Raw genomic sequence first — 19,356 nt, 5'->3', positions numbered from 1 at the left:
TGCCGCTCGCCGTGCCTCGTGCGACGGTAACCGAAGCTGCCGGTGACCGCCGGCCGATTCATCAAGTCCGTCCCGCAGTTCCTGAAATCACAGCAGCTTCCATGCCACATTTGATCGAATTCTCGGAGGAAGTGTCTAATGGCAACCAGCAACAAGAAGCCGTCAGCCTTCGCGCCGGCCGCACCGAAACAGTCGGAGCAACCACCCGCGAAGACGTACCCGTTCACGCCTCAACTAATACGCCAGGCGGCCATCGCTCCGCCGGTTCTACCGAAGGATGCGAAAGTGATCGCATTTGCCACACGGCTTCCGCCGGATATGCAGCGAATGGTGAAAATGGCCTGTGTTGAGCGCGAAATCAGGATGCAAGATGCGGTATACGAAGCGTTGTGGCAGTGGCTGAACGCGGAGTAGTAGATGCAAACTACTGTTTCTAACTTCTATCTTCTTTGAAACAGCCCTTTGCTGTGTTGTGCCTCGAGTGCGGCCGAACATCCGCCGAAAGGCATTGATGCGGTGTCTGCACACATCACCCCAAAATTGACCGACACGGAAAAAGCTCGTCTGCAGGCGAAGCAGGCAATAGGAGACTCTGCATCGGCGACTGCTCGGCACCGAGACATCCAGGGTATCGTGGTTTCCGTCATCCGGATGAGTCAGATCGACTTCGACGGGGCTCGGTACAAGAATTCTTTGCACATATACCCCAAGACGCAGGTGAGCACGCGGACCGGTCGAGGTGCATCCTTCTACGCACACCCGATGGCTGGGGGCGGTGGATCCGTCACAGTAAAGGCTGGTATCCCCTGATTGTCGACCTCGACACAGCACTGTCCGAGATCGATCCGAACTATGATGTCCTCCAGGTCAAAGAGAAATTCGGAGTCCTGAAGTACTATTACGATCCGCACATTGACAGCGCGGAACTGCGCCAACAGATGCGGGCGCTAGTCGATGCAACCGAATCAGAATCGAAAGCGATTTGTGAAGAGTGCGGGTCCCGCACTGACGTACGCTTGCGCAACTTTTTACACCGGATTCAGACCCTCTGTGAGCCATGTGCAGTGGTACATCCGAGTCATTGATCCCTTCGGTACCACCCAGCCAGCGACAGAAAGGGCTGTTTCTAACTTTCCATCCAGTTAGAAACAGCCCTTCGTTGTCCTACTTCAGGATGGAAAATTTTTCGAGACGGTCCAGCGCAATGAGCAGCGTGTGCCGCGATCGGTATACCTCATCGGGCTCACGGTAGCTCTGGTCAGGGGCTGGGTAATGGACGGCCCACTTCGGACCTGCGCTATCCCTCATGGCGACGATGGTGAGAGGGCTGGGGGCGCAACGAAGACAATCTCGGCGATACCGATCCGGTGTAGCAGCGGGCAACTCCCACAGGTAGTCAGCCGGTACGCCTTCGTCCTGCCATCCGGAAGCCCGAGCGGCTAGTGCCTGCCCGAGTTCCGGGTCTGTCGTATCGAATTCGGCGATCTGTTCAGCGGTCTTGCCCATCGGGTCGTGTGCTCCTGTGATTCTTTCGATGTTTTAGTGTGCATCAGCAAGTCTGTTCCTTGGATATGGAAATCAACAAAAGCGCAGTTAGTAACTACTTCTAACATGTTATCTAACAAGCATGTTAGAAAAGCCGCATGTAAGAGTCGATCAATCATCATTAGGGGCGCATCAGTCCTGGTCGAGGGCACGGAGACAGAGTGCTACGCCAAGCCCCGACTGGTGAATGTCGGCGTCGACATGAGCTCACTGAAACCGGTAGAAGTCGCGACAGAGTTGTCGACTTGATCGGCGTGATTGATCGGGGCCGATACGCGCTACCGTTCTAGGTTATGGGGACCAACTTCCACGGACCGAACCCGTGGCCACACATCACTCGTGCGATCCGAACGCGAGGCCCGCGCTATGCCGCTGTCCCCTATCTCGGACACCTTGCGCCCGAACTACTTCCACTTCGGGGTGGAGACCTTCTGATCGTCAATGCTTCTACCGCGGCGATCCGCGCCCACGCCACTTCACCTGCCGTTCTTGCGCACTACCTCAGCAAGGGCGTTCGCATCCTGTCGTCGTCAACACTGCACGCCAAGGTCATCGTGACGAACCAACGAGCCGTAATCGGCTCGGCGAATGCTTCGGAGAATTCCACATTCACCCATGAAGCGGTCGTCATTTCCGATGACCCTCAAGTGGTTGCCGACAGTCGCGCGTTCATCAACGATATCGACGAAACCACTGCTGTAGACCAGATATTCATCGACAACGCCGCGCGCGAATGGGCAATCGGGCGTGCCGTACCCATACCTGGCATCACTGGCCGAATGCAGAACCTTGACAACGACTTTCTTCCGACTCCGACCAACCGAGTATTTATCAGGCAAGTCAGCGATCACGAAAGCCGTCCTCCCGTGCGCATCGCAGCTGTGAAACAGCTTTCAACGGAGCATCTTTCGATCAATCCGAGCGTGAGATATCGACTCGAAACATTAAGACTCGGAAAACCAAGCAGCATGGCACGTGGGGACGTCGTCATCCGCGTCTCCACGGACAACGAATTGTTATTGCCACCCGCTGTCGTGATATCAAACCAGGATCGAATACCGGATTCCCCCAGTCAATTTCAGTTCTTTCTCCGCGTTCGCAACGACCTGCTACCGCTTCCTGTGGCAGACACCGAGAGGTATCTCGTCGATGTCGGGCACCCCAGCGCACAACTGCGGTCCAACCACTACGTTCGCTCGCTCAGTCTTCGGGCCGAACTGTTGGCGTTGTGGAACCTTTGAGTCCTGAGAAACGAATGTTGACGGAATGCGAAGCATTCCTTCGAGTGCGCGAACAGCGCATCGTCAATACGTCGATCCGAGCAATGTACTCACGGAAGTCGAACGACGCACGACTCGAATGTTCGAATCCGGTGAACGAAATCCTCTGCGCAACTGCGATAAAGAGCATTCCGCGTGACAATATACGCGGATAGACCTCCCCCAACCGAAGTCCCGTCACGATTCGCAGGCGAACACGAAGGCACAAACCCTCCCCGCTGGAAACCTACGTTCGGCAGCTGACAGGTTAAGGTTCCTTTCCGGATCTTTCAGGTGCTCCTCTTGACACGTGACCCGAGCCATCGAGCTCGCAGACGCACCATCGACTGTCCACAGACCCCCGTCTCCATCCATCTCCACGACACACGGCAGCAGTCTGCGGAAGCGCCGTCCAACACGCGGGTTACATAACCCCTCCCCTGCGTTCAGTCACACATGAACCTCCCCGACGTCTGACAGCATGAGAGCCAAGCATCTCCATCCGCTCCCGAAGAATCCAACCCGATTCCGACGCTAGACCCATCATCGAACCGCTAACGCACCCAAACTCCAGCTTCAGCGAAGCCGCAGAGGTGGTCCGTCAAGCCCCTCCCTGGCCGGGCCGGCGGCGGGCTGTGAGGCGGGCCGCCGCGAAATCCCTCAGAACTCCATGGCAACATCAACCACACGCGACACACCGAACAAGCGCGCCTACCCGTATCAGTTACAGATTGGTTCTAGTCTTTCCTCATGGCACAGCACAACAAGGGACCTCGCGGACACATCGCGACTCGCGCTCCCCTCAAGCAGCACAAGGTGTACGAGGATCGGGCCGCCGAACTCGGAATCCCTGCTGGGGACTACTCCGTGCTCATATTGGCCATCACCCACGGACTGGACATCCCGGACTACATCATCGACAAACTGCATCCGGACCAGCTGAGACTTCTCGAGGTCGAGGCAGCTGGATCACTGCGTCGCATCGAACAACTTGCGGTCGGCGCATGAACTATCCCTAGACAGCGAACAACCCCCAGGGCTTGGCGGCATCGGGGGCTGTCCGTTTATGCGGTTGTGGGAGCTTCCCAGCTCCCTGACCACCACTAACCCAGTGAAGGAAGAGGCGGTGACCACCACTACCTCGAAAGGAAGAGGCGGTGCTTACTCGATGATATCGCAGAAACGCAATTCCGCCATACTCGCGGACGTGTTCACGGTGTCATTTTTGGCACGTCCAGATCACATTTCAGCGTTCATGGCGACCGGATCACACTTCTGCATCCCGAATGTCCTATCCGAGCAAGCCAGCACCGTACCCATAGCGGTACCGATGTGCGGCCGCCGGATCGAACAGACCTCCCGAACAACCGCGGCCGTAACGCACGTACAGCGGATCCGCACACAGGGAGGCCGCCCCTAGCCGACAACGAACGAAATGCCCCGATACCTAACTAAACAGCGCAGACCTCTTGAAAAACACAAAGGCCCCCGAGGGGGGTGAGTGGGAGCGGACCGCATCGCGGCGAAATAAGGACTGGCAGGTCCTTGACGTCGACTGAGAACTGGCAGGTTCTCCGACATCTGTTCTCGAACATTCTCAAGAGGTGAGCTTCGAAAGTTAGCGCTTTCTCTGCTCGCACTGCATCCCCTGGAAGGGACTTACCTATGGCAGGTACGTCTCAGGGTAGCGCATACCCTGAATACACCCCAACTCATTCCATATCACCAACCTTCGGCGTGTCGCACATCGGCACCCAATCCACGGTCCCCCAATCGACAGAAGTCGACGAATGGCAAGCGGCAGTCGACGATGCTCTCTCACGTATCGCTCGCCTCGAAGCCGCCACACGGCAACTCAACGAGTCCACTGACCAGCGAGGACGCTCGTGGTCCCTACCTGTCGAACCAACGGAACAAGCACGCGTTCCAGTGTGGACATCACGCAGGGAATGGCTCCGCCAATTCCGGCATCACACCACCAGCCCGGCCGGCAAGGCGCTGTGCGCGCGCAACCTGATCAAGCCCGACAAGGCTTACGCAGTGGCACAAGCTCACGCACATTTCGCCGAATCCCACACCGGCCGCGGGGTCTCCGCAGCGAAATCAACGATCGCTGCCCGCGCCAAAGTCAGTGAATCCTCTGTCAACCGCGCCAGACGAGTGCTCATCGCTCTGGGAATGGGCATCGAACACGCCCGGGGACGAAACCTCAAAACCCTGGAATTTCTGGCTGCTGAAGCCCATCACGGGGGTCAACAGCACCGCGCAGCATCGACATGGTCACTGTCATCACCTCGAACAATCGTGGCAACGACACCTCACCGCAAACTCGCCAAGACGCGACCGTCTCGCGCCTCTGAAAAAGCAACCCGCCACAGAGCTCGCAACTCTCTGAGGCCCGACGTCAATCGCGTCGATCAGCCCCACAGCAGTCGACCAGGGCCGATAGGAACTGACACCCTATCTAGTGTTGGTTTTTTATCTTTCGAAGTTCTTCCGTTAGGAAGAACTCACCAACGCGCGCACGCGCGAGCCCAGCTCACAACAAAAAAACGAAGCACTTCTCGGATCACACCCCGGCCTCTGGCACTTCAGAGGACTGCAGCCGAACTCGTCAACCATGCGCCGGCTCTCAGACCGACCGGACATATCGGGGCGATCTGTGATCTTCTCCGCGATGTCAAGATCGATACGATGCGATGGACAGGACGTGACATTGCACAGACGCTTTCCCGAGACACAGCAGATCGGGGGTGGATCTGGCCAACAAGATCAAGCCTGATCTCACCGCTGGCATACCTCAGACGCAGGCTCGATGGAATCGACTGGACCGGAGAATCACCCAGTGAACAGCGTAAATCGGCCGACCTGGCGCGAAAGAGGGAACAAGAATTACTTGAAAACTCACATGTTCAGCGTACGAAAATGGCAGCGAACCCGGAGCACCGCGCCAAGATCCTAGCCAGCATTCGGGCACACCTGACATGCAAGCAGCAACATTGAGGCTTTCCTGGCCCCAATTCAGCCAAGCAATACGCGTCCGAAAAACACGCCTCACGACGATCGACCTGCGTTGCTGAGAAGTGTTGTGGTCCGTGGCACGGCACCCTGATCGTCACGGGGTCCAAATACTCATGGCGAGGTTGATCGGGACACAAAGATCCAGGAGATCAACATTTTGATCTAATGCGCGGAGCTCACAGCCATCTTCGGAGAACTGACCCTGCCCGAACCAGTCAATGGCGGGCTGGCGGTCCGCTTCTCTGCGCTTGAAGAACACTGCGTTGGTACTGGTTCAACATTCGAGAAGAGGTCCAAACGACTGCCGTTTCCTCCAATGCAGACGCGTCCGTAGGTATACGGACGCGTCTATCGGTCATATCTCTCCGAGACATTTGCCTGACTGAGAAACTTGATTTGCGCAGGTAAGCGGCTTTTTGTGCAGATAAGGATGGTGCGATCACAGCGTGTGACGCATGCTTTGCGAGGCATTCTGGTCGCGCATGCAATACATGCAATGCGTGCGTTGCAAGGCATGCATTGCATGTATTGCAACGCTGTTGCGTGAAACGGTGGGCCACCTTGTGTCGTTCGTAGCCGTCGACACGGCAGAGCCGGCGTCCTGCACGGGATACTTGTAGATGGGAACCATCCCCTCCCCCACTCGGTCGAGAAGTGCGTGTGTTTGGGCGTAGCGATTCACGCGTCGCTGTATTCGACATGTGCCCAACCAAAAGTTTTGCGCGCAAGGCGGCGAAATCAAGCCTGATGGAATTGATTCTTCCCACCCGATCCCTAAGCCTAATTTCGTCACTGTGACGTAAAGTTAATACCTGCTCGGACTCGCTTCGGTCATTCCACCTCGGCCGAACTTCGACTGATCCGGATCTCGACACGTCCCTTCCCTTACACCTCAGGGTTCACACCGCGACCTACCTTTCGCGCAGAAATTTCGTTTCACCGCGGGCCCCCGTTGTGTCCTGAGATGATTCCGCAATGTTTTTCGTGAGTTAGATGCTTACCTCGACTTGCAGTGAATCGGCTGTATCTCTCAATAGAATTGGGCCCCCTCGCCCTCGATCAGTGCGGTTGTTCGGCCCATGCATGACTCACTTCATGATCCGTGCGGTTCATGTGAGTCCTACTGGCCTCGATGTTCGGACCCTGATGGAATGAAATATGTTCTGGCCTTCAAAGGGGTCTTCCATTGACGTGCCCCCGGCGCGGACATCAGAAGGTTTCTGAAGTGGCAGGCTGTTTTACCTGCCTCGCAAGGTTGGCCCGTTCCTTCCATCCCTGCAAGGGCGATGCATTGGCGGATGGCTTGGCAAGACCGCTCGCGACGGTTGTGCAATTTTCTCTGCGCGCACATCGGAGATTGCCGATTTCGATATATCCGCCTTTAGTCAGTTGGCTGCCCAATAGCGTCCCTTCGACTTCCGCGAAAATCTGACGGAGACGGACTGTCACACGTTTCGATTCGGTGTCTGGAACGTCGCGCTATCTGGTAATCGTGGCAGCCAAGCTGCTCTCGGTCGGCCGAGTTTTCGCAACAATGTGTGTCGCGCGCGGGTGATATTTCGATTCGTTCGATGCCAGTGAGTGCATTGACCTGCTATTTTGCGCGTTCACGCAGTGCGTGTATCGCGCGCACTGCATGCAAGGCGTGTTCGGCTAGGGCTGCGTGGCATGCGTGCATTTCGCATGACGCGCGGTGCGTGCTCTGCGTGCGTTGTGTGGACTGCGTGCAGAGCACCGCGTGCGTGCGGAGGAAGCACCGCGAGCGGTGCGTGCAAAGCATGCCGTGCGTTGCATGTAATGGGTGCTTGGAGTGCGAGGTGTGCATTGTGTTCAACGCACGCGGGGCGTGCGGGCGACGCATGGATAGCGTGGCGAGCATGACATGCACGGGTTGCAACGAACGCGAGGTGAGCATAGCGCGCGTTGAACGCAAGGAGTGCAATTGATGCAACTCGTGCATGGCACGCACAGAGTGCGTGGCTTGTATGTCACGCATGGCATGCGTGTTATGCTACGCGCGCACGTAATGCACAGTGTGCGTGTTTCGCGAGCGGAGCAGACTTAGCATGCAATGCTTGGATTGCTCGTAACGCACAGTCTGCATGCAGCCCACGTACAGCGTGGATTGCGCACGCAGCAAGCAATGCACATATTGCATGCAGTGCGTGGATTACACGCAATGCACGCCTAGTGCGTGTCAACGCCCTCGATGAAAGGTCCGCAATGCAGCCACGCAAAATCGCACTCGGCAACCAGAAGGGTGGCGTAGGCAAGACGGCCTCCACCCTCGGGCTTGCAAGCGCCATCACCGCGGTCGGCGGAAAAGTACTTGTCGTCGACATGGACCAACAGGGCAATACGACCGGCGGCCTCGGCGTCACTCTCGAAGAGGGCATGATGACGGCCTACCACCTCATGAACCAGACCAGGGAAGGCATCGCAGCCGAGGCCATCATCGCCACCCCATGGGATGGCGTCGACCTCATTCCCGCAGACGAAGAGCTCGGCAAAATCGAATCGGATGGGTCGAATGACCTGGTGTTTCGCCTAGACGTTGCGTTCGAAGGGCTCGACCTTTCTCCTTATGACGCCGTGCTTTTCGACTGCCCTCCCAATATGGGCAAGGTGCTGTTCGCGGTTCTTATCGCAGCAGATGGTGTCGTCGCCATCACTGAACCCACAATCGACAGTGTCGGCGGCGTTCAGAAGCTCGAAGAGACAATCGACACCGTTCGTAAACGGGCAAATCCGAAGCTGGAATTCGACAAGATCGTGATCAGTCGTAAACGATCCACCGGCGAACATGAGTTCAGAGAGAGCGAGCTACGGGAAACCTACGGCTCACTCGTCGCCAAGACATCGATCCCGGAACTCGCGGCCCGCCAGGACGCGCACTCGAATCGCACTCCGATCCACCAGTTCAAGGGCGGGAAAGCATTGACGCTGCAACTTGCCTACAGTGACTTGCTCGCTGAGTTGCCCATCGTGATCGGAGCCCCGGCATGAACGTGAAGCGGGAACCTGCCATTCGTAAGACACATCCGGCTGAACTCATCCCGGAACGTCCGCCCAGGGGAGACGCGACCCCTGCGGCACCCGCAGCTACGCCACCGTCGCCTTCAGCGGATCTCAGCGCCCGCAAAGATGAGGAGGAGAAGCTGTCGATGACCCACAACACGCGCATCAAACCATCAACCAAGGATCGCCTCCGGCGTGGCGTCGACAAATTGCGGTACGAGACTGGCGATCGCGAAATCAGTGAGGCATCGATGACCGAGGCTGCGCTGGACGAATACTTGAAGGCCAGGGGACTGTAGAAGATTGCGTGCATGGCATGCACTGCGTGCACGCAATGTTGGATTGTCTTTAATTCTTGATTGTGGAGTTCTGTCACGGGCTAGGGCATCTTGTGTGTCGGCTGGAAGACCTAGTTAGAGGCGCTTACCGCGACGGCCGAATAGGCTGTGCACGCGGGAGGCATTCCATGGACCTCGATATTGAAAGTGGCAGGCCGTCGGGTGCGGGGGGAGGCGAACCGCCCCGGGTGGGAAGTCCTTGATGGGTGCGCGCAATGCCATGTCCCTCTCATCTGCTGACATTCCGTTCTGTAGAACTTGGAAGCCTTGGCAGCGCAAAGCCTCGAGCAAATTGCGTGAACATTCCGCTGCAGTTACGCAATTCACACGCAAAATTGCAGACCACCCCACGTCCCTCTGAGATCAACACGCACGCAGCTGGAACGACATCCCCGACGTGTGCTTTAAGTGCGACGCAAAAAGCATTAGTCGACGCTCGGATGCGACCGCTAGAAATCGCTGTCAACCCTCTCCGTGCGCAACGCGGACGAAACGCAGGAGTTCAACCAGAAGAATCTTCCGAAACCAGGAGGAGTCCCGCCGGCGGCAACCAGCGGGACTCCAGACCGAGAACACCCCTTGTAGGAAGGAAAACCCGATCATGGGCGATTTTAGTCTGCGCGCAGCGCGGATCCAGCTTGGAGCACTGATCGCCTCACTTCTCATCGCGATTTTCATCGCGATAGGGATCACCGCCGGCGCATTTGTCCTTTCCTTTGCAGTTCAGCGGGACCTCGCGCGCCAAGGAACCATCCCCGAAAACCTCGCGTGGATCTTTCCCGTCATCGTTGACAGTGCAATCTTCGGATCCACCGTAGCCATCGTGATTCTGAGCAAACTGAAGATGCATCGGCGCGACAAGTACTTCTACGTTGCTGTTGCTGTTGCGGTGGTCGCGATCAGCATCCTCGGGAACGCCTACCACGCGTTCCACTCTGCAACAGTTGCGCAACAGGCCGTTGCGGCAGGTCAGAGTATTGGCTACTCGCCTCTCGCCCCTGCCGTTGCAGCCATGATCGCGGTCATCCCGCCGGTGCTCGTACTCGCCTTCACACACGGTCTGGGAATCCTGATCAAAGCAACGGGTATCGCATATTCCGACTACAAGGTCGAGATCGACAATGCCGCTGCAGGCGTGGGCATGGTCGCTACGCAAAGCGTCGTCATGCGAAACGAAACAGCCGGAGCAGTCCAGCACTCTCTCGGTGTCGTAGAAACGCGTCACGCGCCGGAAAGCGCTCCGCATCTGAGCCCCTCCGAACAGACGAGGTCCTCAGTGGACCCGGAATCGTCGAACGACGAGGCGGCCGCGCACGCCGAACTGGAATGGTTCATTGCCACATCGGACCTGCCCGACGCTGTCAAGGACACCGCACGACGCAAGCTTGCAGACCCGACTCTCACCTGGGAAATGATCGCTCAGACGTCCGACCCGCCTGTTGCAACATCGACGTCGTGGCGCCGGTACGAAAAGTTCGATACCGCGGCCCGAGCAGCTGGCTTCGAGAACCCTCCGCTCATCGACATGCGAGCCTCCGATGTTCACTTCACCGACCAACTCGTCACCACAGCGTGAGTAGCGCCGCAACCCAGCAACGCCACAGTCTCCAAGGGGCAGGAAACGCGTCATCATTGAGGGGATGGCCCCGCGAAGTCCCCACAGACTGGCAGGTAAGGAACCCGCATTGACTGACCCAGGCGACCGACTCCACTTGATCGTTCCGTCCGGACAACGCCAACGATCCCGACAACAACGAGCGCACGACACGAAGGCCAAGATCCTCAAGGCAGCTGCACGCTCCTTCTCGATCGATGGGTACGCCGCCACCTCATTGAACGACATCATCGAAGAGGCCGCCTCCACGAAAGGAGCCGTGTACTTTCACTTCGACTCCAAGGAAGCGATTGCGCAAGAACTCATCAACCACTGGTTGACCGCGCTCCGCCAAACCCAACAATCAACCGACAAATCAGCAATACCAGCGATCGAGCAGTTGGCTGTATTCTTCAGCGGTTCAGCGGCGCTTATAGCTGACGATGCCCTGGCCCGAGCCGGCCTCAGGCTCACCACAGAAGCAGGTCTCGATACCGCCCCACTCGCATTCCGCAAGTGGGTGGAACTCGTCAGCCGACTCGTCGATACTGCGATCGCAGGCGGACAACTTCCCGCCTCCGCCGCCCAGCGCCTGGCGGCGAATCTGTGCGCCGGATTTATCGGCGCAGTTCAAGTCATACAGGTACTCGGCGACCCTGGAGATTTCACTTCGCGCATCGACGACTTAGTGAACGCGTATTTGATCTCAGATGCGTAGTCCGCGCGCAACGCAAGGTCGTAAGCAGGGGAGAGGCACCGGACCAAATCCTCGCGGTGACCTCGTGCAGGTCAAAGACGCATCGAGAAGACCGCGACCCTGGTCGACCAAACTGCTCTAGCGCTACGGCACGCAATTCGTGCCAAGAGGGAGCTTACGCAGTAGGCGGTCACCGATGCGACCGCGCAGGCGCAGCGAGCAGAAGGCACAGCTGACGGGATCGTTGCGGGCTCCGTACGCGATAACGCCGTCACGATACCGAAGCTCGCCGACGGGGCGGTCGCGAGGGCGAAGACCTCACCTGGCGTGCCGACCTCGCTCGACGGGGTGGCTATGTCGGTGCAGGAGGATGACCCTCGCCTGACCAGCGATACAGATCCGGACGAACATTTTCTTCTGGAAGCTACCGCGTGTCTGGCGCTGAAAACAGGTACCCCTTTGGGTCATTTGACGCACGTACGGACCGCATCCAGGTGTCACGATTCTTTGTACCTACACAAAGGGATCGGAGGTGATGATGACTCTTCGAGATCAACTGGACGATTGTCGGTTTTTGTTGGCGCGAGCTCGGCTCGCAGGTGACCGTGATGCAATCCAGCGGTACTCCGAGCATCGAGACGTGCTGGTTAAGCAGATAGCCGGCATGAGAACTCACCTTCGGCTGGTGTAGGTGCGCGCAGTCGGGCCGTCCTCTGCCGGCCCGACTGCCTCCAAACGAGGTCGCCCCCGGCGAGTGGCAGCCGGGGGCGGACCAGCGCGGCGGGGCTCGCGCCCACGAAGTCGCCGCAGCAAGCGTGAGATGCCCGTGTTCAGGGCGGCGCGAACATGGCGACGACAAAACCCCCAACCTGGTGAGGCTGGGGGCTTGCGGATGGTTCTAGATACAGGTCAGTTCGACTTTTCGAATCCTTGCGGACAGGAGGAGCGAAGCCGAGTGGTTGTCGCCGAGTCCGTGCGTAGTACTCCACTGGATCCGACATGAGCAACTCGATCGACTTCGGGTTGAGAATAGAGAACACCAGATATAGGTCAACCCGATGAAGGCAGCGGAAACCGCGTGGGTGGGAAGGTGTGCCGCGTCGGGGCCGCTGGGTACTTTATCGGCCTTGCCTCCCGTTGAAATGATCGGTTCCAGGTTCCAGAACTCGCACACGATGGTGGTACCAAAACGAATCCCACTTCGGTACCATTAGCGTATGAGCACGCAGATTGCGGTACGACTACCGGACGAGATCGTGGAATTTCTCGACGACGAAGTCAGGGGACATCGCGCCGCCTCGCGAGCCTCACTAGTGTTGCGCGCTCTCGAACGGGAGCGTCGCCGTCAGATAGCCGCACGAGACGCGGAGATCCTCTCGGCCGCAACATCCGAGCATGATTTGAGCCCCCTCGCTCACCACGCCGTGAATCGACTGCCAACAGGCTTGACCTGATGCGACCAATTCATGAAGCCAACCTCGACACAGTTCGGCCGGTCCTCGTACTCACCCGAGAGATGGTCCGTCCACATCTCGGGACCGTCACGGTAGCGCCCATCACCGGCGAGATCCGAGGACTGTCCACTGAGGTGTCCGTCTGCGCCGCTAACGGACTATCCGCCGACGCGGTGGTCAGTTGCGACCACATCACGACCATTCCCGTCAGTGCACTCGGCAACATCATCGGTTATCTTCTTCCAGCGCAAGAGGAATCACTGTCCATAGCCGTGCGCGCCGCCTTCGATCTTGAATGATGACGACAGTGAACGGAGAGGATGAAACATGGTGCTGAAGAAAGGGGAGCAGTTCACGCTATTCGAGCTAGTAACACCAGAATCTGCTACTCGTTCGGACGAAGTTCCCGAACCCGATCAGCCTTCTTTGTTCGACGTTGACGACACCGCTTGTCTCGAAACGGATTCCGGGGTTGCGGAGCACCCCCGGACCGACGATATCGTCACCCCTCCGGATGAGCGCTCCAACGAAGTGGAAACGGAACCCACCCAGGCGTCCGAACGGGGCGCAACCGAACCGGCCGCCCTTCCCCCCGCCGGCGAGGCAGCAGACGGCCACGCCGTCATTGTCACAGCAGCCGGCACCTACACACCGTCTGGCCACACACTCACCGGCCCAGTCAATTCCATCGAAAAACTCGACAAACTCATCAGATGGGCAACGCTCACCCCGCTGGGCGCACCGGCACAGATCTGGATAGTCGGAATCGAAGCCTGCGAAATGCTTGGATGGATCATCGACCCAGGCAGCGAAGACGACGTCGACGACATGGAAATCCTCCGCACCCGCGCTGCCGAAGAACTCACCGCGGTCCTCCACGCCACGCTGACCCCAATGCTGACCGCAGGATGGGAACTCCGCGGAGAACCCGGCCACGTCGTTCACCTCTCCCGCACCACCGGGAACTTCACATCCATGGTCGACATTTTCATCGAACCCTACGTGTGGACCTACTGGAACAAAGACTTCGGATGGGGCAATCGCGTGGGGGACATGGGGATCCTCGGATCGCCTACCGCCGGAACCTACCTCCCCGACGACGACCTTTCCGCTGCGCAGGAACTGGGACGCCGACTCGCCTGGTGCGCACAACACCTCGGCGTGCTACCCGGCCCCACCCCAGCACGCACCGGCGCCGCCATCGTCGACAAGATCAAACGCGACCGCACCCGCAGCGGTAAAGGAATCGTTGTCACTGCCGGTGGACCGGTCCCACCGCTGGACGGCGAACCCCGCGGAGATCTCGAACCTGCAGTCGGATGGACCCGCATCCCGGACCTCGAAGAACTCTCCGACGCAACACAACTGGTATCGATAGACCAACGAGCTGCGTACCTCGCTTCCGCTGGCATGCTCGAATTCGGCTACGGAAAACCTCGACATCTTCGCGGTGAGGACGCGCTCGATGCCGCCCGGCAATCGAAAACCCCGTTCGGGCTCTGGCGTGTAACCCTCCCACCCGGTGACATGCTGGCACTCCCACCCGCTCTACCGTTGCCTCACCCACACATGCTCGCCGACCAACCTGTGCAGACCTGGATCACCACCGTCAGCCTCGACGCACTTCAAACGTCCATTGCCGATGGCGGAATCGGCGCAGAACTCGACGACCTCGACATCGCAGAAGCATGGGTCTACCCCGAACACGGTCGAGCCCTCGACAAGTGGGCGAAAATCTTGAGAGAAGCCCGCAAAGTTGCCGTCGACACAGGCGACACAGCAATGAAGCGGTTCATCGGCGCCTGCTACAAAGGCTACATCGGCCGAATGGTCAACCCCGACATGTGGACCGCCAAACAAATGCAACACCACCACCAACCGCTCTGGCGAGCAGCGATCATCGCACACTGCCGCTGGCGAGGCCGCCGCGTCGCGATGCGCATTGCACGCGAAACCGGGCGTTGGCCACTGCGCACGGTCACCGACTCCTGGGTCTACCCACTGCCCCCGGGCATCGACATCGCAGACGACAGTGACGCACTCGGGAAAATGACTCTGGAAAAGCATGCCCCGCTCACCGAGGACATAACCGTCATGCTGACCGACGCCCGCGACACCCACGAGATCAACCTCGCACTCAAAGCTGCGTTCACCGACGAAGATGAAGGAAACATATAGTGGCCCTGCATCTTCCGAAACCACGATCTACCAAACCTGCACAGAAAACCGTCGGCTTGGACGGCCTCAACGTATCCGTCTCGACAGCAGCGACCAGCGGGATCGAAAAATCCAAATCGGTCAAAAGTGGGGGATTGGCCGGACTCACCAGCAAAGTCTCCGTACGCCAGATCCGTACCGAAATCGGCAAAGAAGGCCTACGGCAAGCAGCTGTCGACGCCGGAAGAAAACCCCCCTCAGACCGAACACTGCGCCGCTGGGCGCAACAAGGACGAATCCCACACCCCGACGTCACCGAACGCGCACAACGGCGAGCCGCCATCGAACGCCTCGGCGGAATCGACGCTGTCGCAAAGAAAATCGGCCGTTCACGATCAGCGGTCTCGCGCTACCGTTCCGGCGAAACGAACGAGCTGCGCGCCGACGCGAAAAAGAAGCTCAAGAACGTCAAAGCCCGCGACATCATGGACCGCGCCGGCGTACTACGACGCGACGGACAACCCAAAAAGGCCACCATCCGAGTCCGCGGGGGAGTGTCCGTCCGCAACGGCTCCGAAGAAGGCTACGACTACCGAGTGCGTACCCTCGACTTCGCGAACTCCGACAGCCCCTTCAGTCTCGACGAAACACGGGAACTCGCCATGGCTTTGGCCAACGACGATCATGCCCGGGTGGTTGCCATCCTCGAACGTCACGCCACGATGGACTACCCCGAAAACAAGGGATTCGACCAGTACGGCGACACTTTCGGATTTCACTTCGATTCCATCGAATCCGTCCACATCGACTGGACATAGAACTGTCCTGTCTTTCGGTGTGCCGGACAGGACGGGCAATTCCGTTCGCGGACCCTAGGACCGAACACCGATATCGATCTCTCGCCCATGGATGCGTCTGCCAGGTCTGGAATCGAATGGCGCCCCTCAGCCGGAGGTGTCAGGTCTGGCAGGCAGGTGGGAGTCGAGTTCGGAGACCGTGGCTTCCACCGCTGCCGCGATCTCGTCGTCGGTAGGAACGAGAGCGCGAACCTGGGAAGGGAGAGTCTCATAGGTATAGTCGGCTACCGCGAGCGGTGCAGTTGTCCCGGCAAGCGAATACCGGACGACGTTGTCATTGCGGCCCGCGCAGAGCAAGATCCCCACAGTCGGTGCGTGGATGTCCTTGTTGCGGAGGTTGTCGTCGATCCACGAAACATAGAAGCCGAGCTTCCCGACATACTCCGGCTCAAACCTGCCTACCTTCAACTCGACAACGACGAACCTCGCTTGCACCCAGTTGAAGAACAGCAAGTCGATATAGAAATCCTGATCACCGACCTCGAAATGGTACTGGCGTTCAACAAAAGCGAACCCGTGTCCCAGTTCGAGGAGGAACTGCTCCAGCCGACGCATCAGCGCGGACTCCAGCTCCCGCTCCGCGACACGTTCGGTGATGTCGAGAAAATCGAAGACGTACGGGTCACGCACCAACTGTTGAGCGAGATCGGAATCCTCGGACGGAAGATGGTCCTGAAAATTCGACGGTGCCGCACCGATCCTGCGGCGTAAACCGCTGTTGATCTGATTTTGCAGCACATTGCGCGACCACCCGTGTTCGGCAGCCGTTGATGCATACCAGTCGCGGTCGGACTGGTTATCCAGCTTGTCGAGCAATACCGTCACATGACCCCACGGCAATTGGCCAACAGGTTGTTGGCCAATTGCATCGCGCCCCCAGATGCTCGCCATCCGCCGCATGTACTTCAGATTGGTCCGCGACAACCCACGCATGTCGGGAAAAGCCGATCGAAGATCGACGGCGAGCCTGTCGATCACTTTTGAACCCCAGCCCTCTGCCTCTTGACGCTGCACGATCGCGTGCCCTATGTCCCAATACAGGCTGAGCAATTCGGTGTTGACGATTCGGGTGGCACGAACTCGTGCTTGCAGAACTTGCGACTTGAGATGATCGAGGAGCTGGGCGTAGTCGGCGGGCAGTTCGGCTGGAGCATTCACCCATCCATCTTTACCCAGCGCTGCTGGGAACGCCCACCGGACATGCCCCCACTGGACACCTCAGCCAGTAGGAGCGGCGGCTCGGGCGTGGATGCGCACTCGACCAGGATCCCCGGCCCTCGCACAGCTCAGCTCTTCACAGGGCGCACTGATCGGTGTCAATCCGTCCAGCACCATACGTCTCTCACCTGAAATCGGGCGCTTCTGACCCGTCCAGCGCGCAGGGACAGGTGCAACGTGCCCCCAGGTAGACGAGGTTTACATGCAGCTTCCACATTCGACCACCTATCGCGCCGTCAGCCTGCTGGTAACGACCTCAGTCGCCGTCAGCGTATTCGTAGCGACCGCGCCGGCCATCGCCTCCGCCGCGCCCTCGGGTTGCCCGTCGACGTTTAACCTCTTCATTCCTGGGACCTGGGAAACTGCAGAAGACGCCGATCCCTCGATCCCGATCGGGATGCTCAAGCCAATCGCCGACAGCCTCGCGGACAAGCACGTGGTGCGGCGCAGATCTATATGTTGCCGTATATGGCGCGCGCATTCGACAACGGAAAAACCTACGCAGACAGCAAATCTGATGGTTTGACGAGGGCGAAGGACCTTCTCTCCGGCATCGCAGCGAAGTGCTCCGACACCAAGTTCACCATCACCGGGTACTCGCAGGGTGCGGACATCGCAGGTGATCTTGCCTCTGAGATCGGCAACGACTCCGGCCCCGTCAAGGCAGAGCAGGTCCTCGCGGTCGGGCTTCTCGCCGATCCTGGTTCCGGAACTGACGGTGAAGCAGTCGTCGGGCCGCAGCCGTCGGGAAAGGGGATCGCCGATCCGCGGCCGCAGGGTATGGGGAAGCTGTCGGGTCGGGTCGCGTCGATCTGCGATCCGAAAGATCTCTACTGTGCGATCGACAAAGGTTCGAGTCCGCTGCTCGGATCGCTGGGTTCGGTGCTCACCGACGCCCCGAGCGCTGGAGGTGACAGCCAGGTCGGCGGTAATTCGCGCCTGGCCACCGCGCTGGCGTCGGATTTCTCCCACGCTGACTTTCCGAGCCTCGCCACCGCAACCGGCAATTTGACCAGCGAACTGTCGAAGACGGACGGCACAGTCGACCTCGCGAAGGTCGCCGCCAGCGCGACAACTCTGGCGAACACCATCCGCCCGCTTGCCGACCTACTGGGCTCCGGCGCCGCTAATCCTGCGGCGAATGGGCAACTCGCTGCGGCTCCCGCCGGGACAGCCGAAAACAATGCCGGCCAGGTTCTGGACCAGGCCGGCCAATCGGATCTCAGCAGTGCGCTCTCGACGGTGACCGCGATCGCCGACACCGCGAGCACGCTCGCCAGCAAGGGCTCCACGACGCTGCCGGTCGCATCTTCGGACCTCGCCATCGACTGCTGCTGGCACTCTCGATAGTCAGATCGCGCCGCTACTGGCGACACCGAGCGATGTCCTCGGGTCAGCCTCCGGAGTACTCTCCGTGCTCAAACCCACTGTAGTCGTCAACCAAATCCTAAACTTCGCCACCGGTGTCGCATCCCTGGATATGCCCGCGATCCTGGCGAACCTGAACCTTCTCCCGTAGAAGGTCGCTGCGCTTGATGCGCAGGGTGCCCATAAGGTCGCAGGGGATCTGAACAACCAGTTGTCGCCGTTGGTGAAGATGGCCGCAGGTGTCGATTTGAATTGGGTCTCGCAGGTTCTGGCGGTAATTCCGGATCCGTCCGGCTACTCGCAAGTCGCGGCGCTCGTCGCGTCGATCCTGGGAGGCGTCGACATCATCAAGTTCGCAAACCTCGTCGGCCAGGTTCAGGAAATCGCCTGGGCCGCAGTCGAGAAGCTGCTACCACCGCCTGGACAGCTTCCCGACCCGCTCGGAGCCGGGGCTGCTATGACCGGCCTCGTCCCGGTCGGACTCGAACTGGCTTCTGTCGCGGTCAACATGCTCTCCGGCAAAGTTACGAAGACTGATCCGACATTGCTCGGCAAGCAGGCCTTGACGGCCACCACCGCTACTCAGACACAGAATCTGGACCTTCCAGCACTGGCGGATTCGTTGACCTCGATGTCCCGCACGCAAGGCGCCAACGACCTTGCATCGCTGCTAGGGGAGGGGCTCAGCGCAGCGTCATTCTTCGCATCCGGAGCCCACCAGAACTACAAACTCCCTCGTCGTCGACAACGCCGGCCGCAACGCGATCCAGTGGATCTCGGACTGGCTCAACCTGCAAATCGAACGCACAACATGAAACCAATCCGCGTCA

Annotated in this window: 13 protein-coding genes and 1 pseudogene; 12 read left to right on the top strand and 2 right to left on the bottom strand. The window is 59.0% G+C overall.

Annotation, left to right across the window (positions count from 1 at the left end):
• The first annotated feature begins 138 nt into the window (after positions 1-138).
• Positions 139-414 carry a hypothetical protein gene (locus ACWF6P_RS22560; protein ID WP_452622548.1) on the top strand — a complete coding sequence of 92 codons (276 nt, stop codon included), beginning with the start codon at positions 139-141 and terminating at the stop codon, positions 412-414.
• Between the two features lie 750 nt (positions 415-1,164).
• On the opposite strand, the gene ACWF6P_RS22555 is transcribed toward ACWF6P_RS22560, so the two are convergent.
• Entirely contained in the window at positions 1,165-1,506 is a 342-nt protein-coding gene (locus ACWF6P_RS22555) for a hypothetical protein (protein WP_452622547.1), read from the bottom strand.
• A 332-nt stretch (positions 1,507-1,838) separates the two neighbouring features.
• Between ACWF6P_RS22555 and ACWF6P_RS22550 the strand changes: the two genes are divergently transcribed.
• From ACWF6P_RS22550 to ACWF6P_RS22505, 10 genes are all read left to right on the top strand, one after another.
• Positions 1,839-2,786: a phospholipase D family protein gene (locus tag ACWF6P_RS22550; protein ID WP_452622546.1), complete on the top strand. Its 948-nt coding sequence runs from the start codon at positions 1,839-1,841 to the stop codon at positions 2,784-2,786.
• A gap of 768 nt (positions 2,787-3,554) precedes the next feature.
• Positions 3,555-3,812: a hypothetical protein gene (locus ACWF6P_RS22545; RefSeq protein ID WP_007733695.1), complete on the top strand. Its 258-nt coding sequence runs from the start codon at positions 3,555-3,557 to the stop codon at positions 3,810-3,812.
• A 4,236-nt stretch (positions 3,813-8,048) separates the two neighbouring features.
• Entirely contained in the window at positions 8,049-8,831 is a 783-nt protein-coding gene (locus ACWF6P_RS22540) for a ParA family protein (RefSeq protein WP_007733691.1), read from the top strand.
• Positions 8,828-9,142, top strand: coding sequence for a hypothetical protein (locus ACWF6P_RS22535; RefSeq protein WP_452622545.1), 315 nt, complete (start codon positions 8,828-8,830; stop codon positions 9,140-9,142). The genes ACWF6P_RS22540 and ACWF6P_RS22535 overlap by 4 nt, the downstream gene beginning before the upstream one ends.
• A 640-nt stretch (positions 9,143-9,782) precedes the next feature.
• The gene (locus tag ACWF6P_RS22530) at positions 9,783-10,757 is read left to right on the top strand and encodes a DUF2637 domain-containing protein (RefSeq protein WP_452622544.1); all 975 of its coding nucleotides are present in this window, start codon (positions 9,783-9,785) and stop codon (positions 10,755-10,757) included.
• A gap of 109 nt (positions 10,758-10,866) precedes the next feature.
• A complete protein-coding gene (locus tag ACWF6P_RS22525) occupies positions 10,867-11,493 on the top strand; it encodes a TetR family transcriptional regulator (RefSeq protein WP_452622543.1) in 627 nt (208 codons plus the stop codon).
• A gap of 1,196 nt (positions 11,494-12,689) precedes the next feature.
• Positions 12,690-12,926 (top strand): YlcI/YnfO family protein, encoded by a 237-nt coding sequence (locus ACWF6P_RS22520; protein ID WP_452622542.1) that lies wholly within the window; start codon positions 12,690-12,692, stop codon positions 12,924-12,926.
• The gene (locus ACWF6P_RS22515; RefSeq protein WP_452622541.1) at positions 12,926-13,225 is read left to right on the top strand and encodes a type II toxin-antitoxin system PemK/MazF family toxin; all 300 of its coding nucleotides are present in this window, start codon (positions 12,926-12,928) and stop codon (positions 13,223-13,225) included. Before ACWF6P_RS22520 ends, ACWF6P_RS22515 begins: the two co-directional genes overlap by 1 nt.
• Before the next feature lie 28 nt (positions 13,226-13,253).
• Complete coding sequence (locus tag ACWF6P_RS22510) at positions 13,254-15,104, top strand: hypothetical protein (RefSeq protein WP_452622540.1); 1,851 nt, start codon at positions 13,254-13,256, stop codon at positions 15,102-15,104.
• Positions 15,104-15,901, top strand: coding sequence for a hypothetical protein (locus ACWF6P_RS22505; RefSeq protein ID WP_452622539.1), 798 nt, complete (start codon positions 15,104-15,106; stop codon positions 15,899-15,901). The genes ACWF6P_RS22510 and ACWF6P_RS22505 overlap by 1 nt, the downstream gene beginning before the upstream one ends.
• A 126-nt stretch (positions 15,902-16,027) precedes the next feature.
• Here ACWF6P_RS22505 and ACWF6P_RS22500 read toward each other — a convergent pair whose 3' ends face one another.
• Positions 16,028-17,098, bottom strand: coding sequence for a PDDEXK nuclease domain-containing protein (locus ACWF6P_RS22500; protein WP_452622538.1), 1,071 nt, complete (start codon positions 17,096-17,098; stop codon positions 16,028-16,030).
• A gap of 262 nt (positions 17,099-17,360) precedes the next feature.
• Here ACWF6P_RS22500 and ACWF6P_RS22495 point away from each other — a divergent pair.
• A pseudogene (locus ACWF6P_RS22495) lies at positions 17,361-19,341 on the top strand (cutinase family protein).
• Positions 19,342-19,356 lie beyond the last annotated feature (15 nt).

The organism is Rhodococcus sp. NPDC055024, from assembly GCF_053608585.1.
The sequence above is the reverse complement of the archived record's forward strand: the minus strand, read 5'-3'. Positions and strand labels throughout refer to the sequence as shown.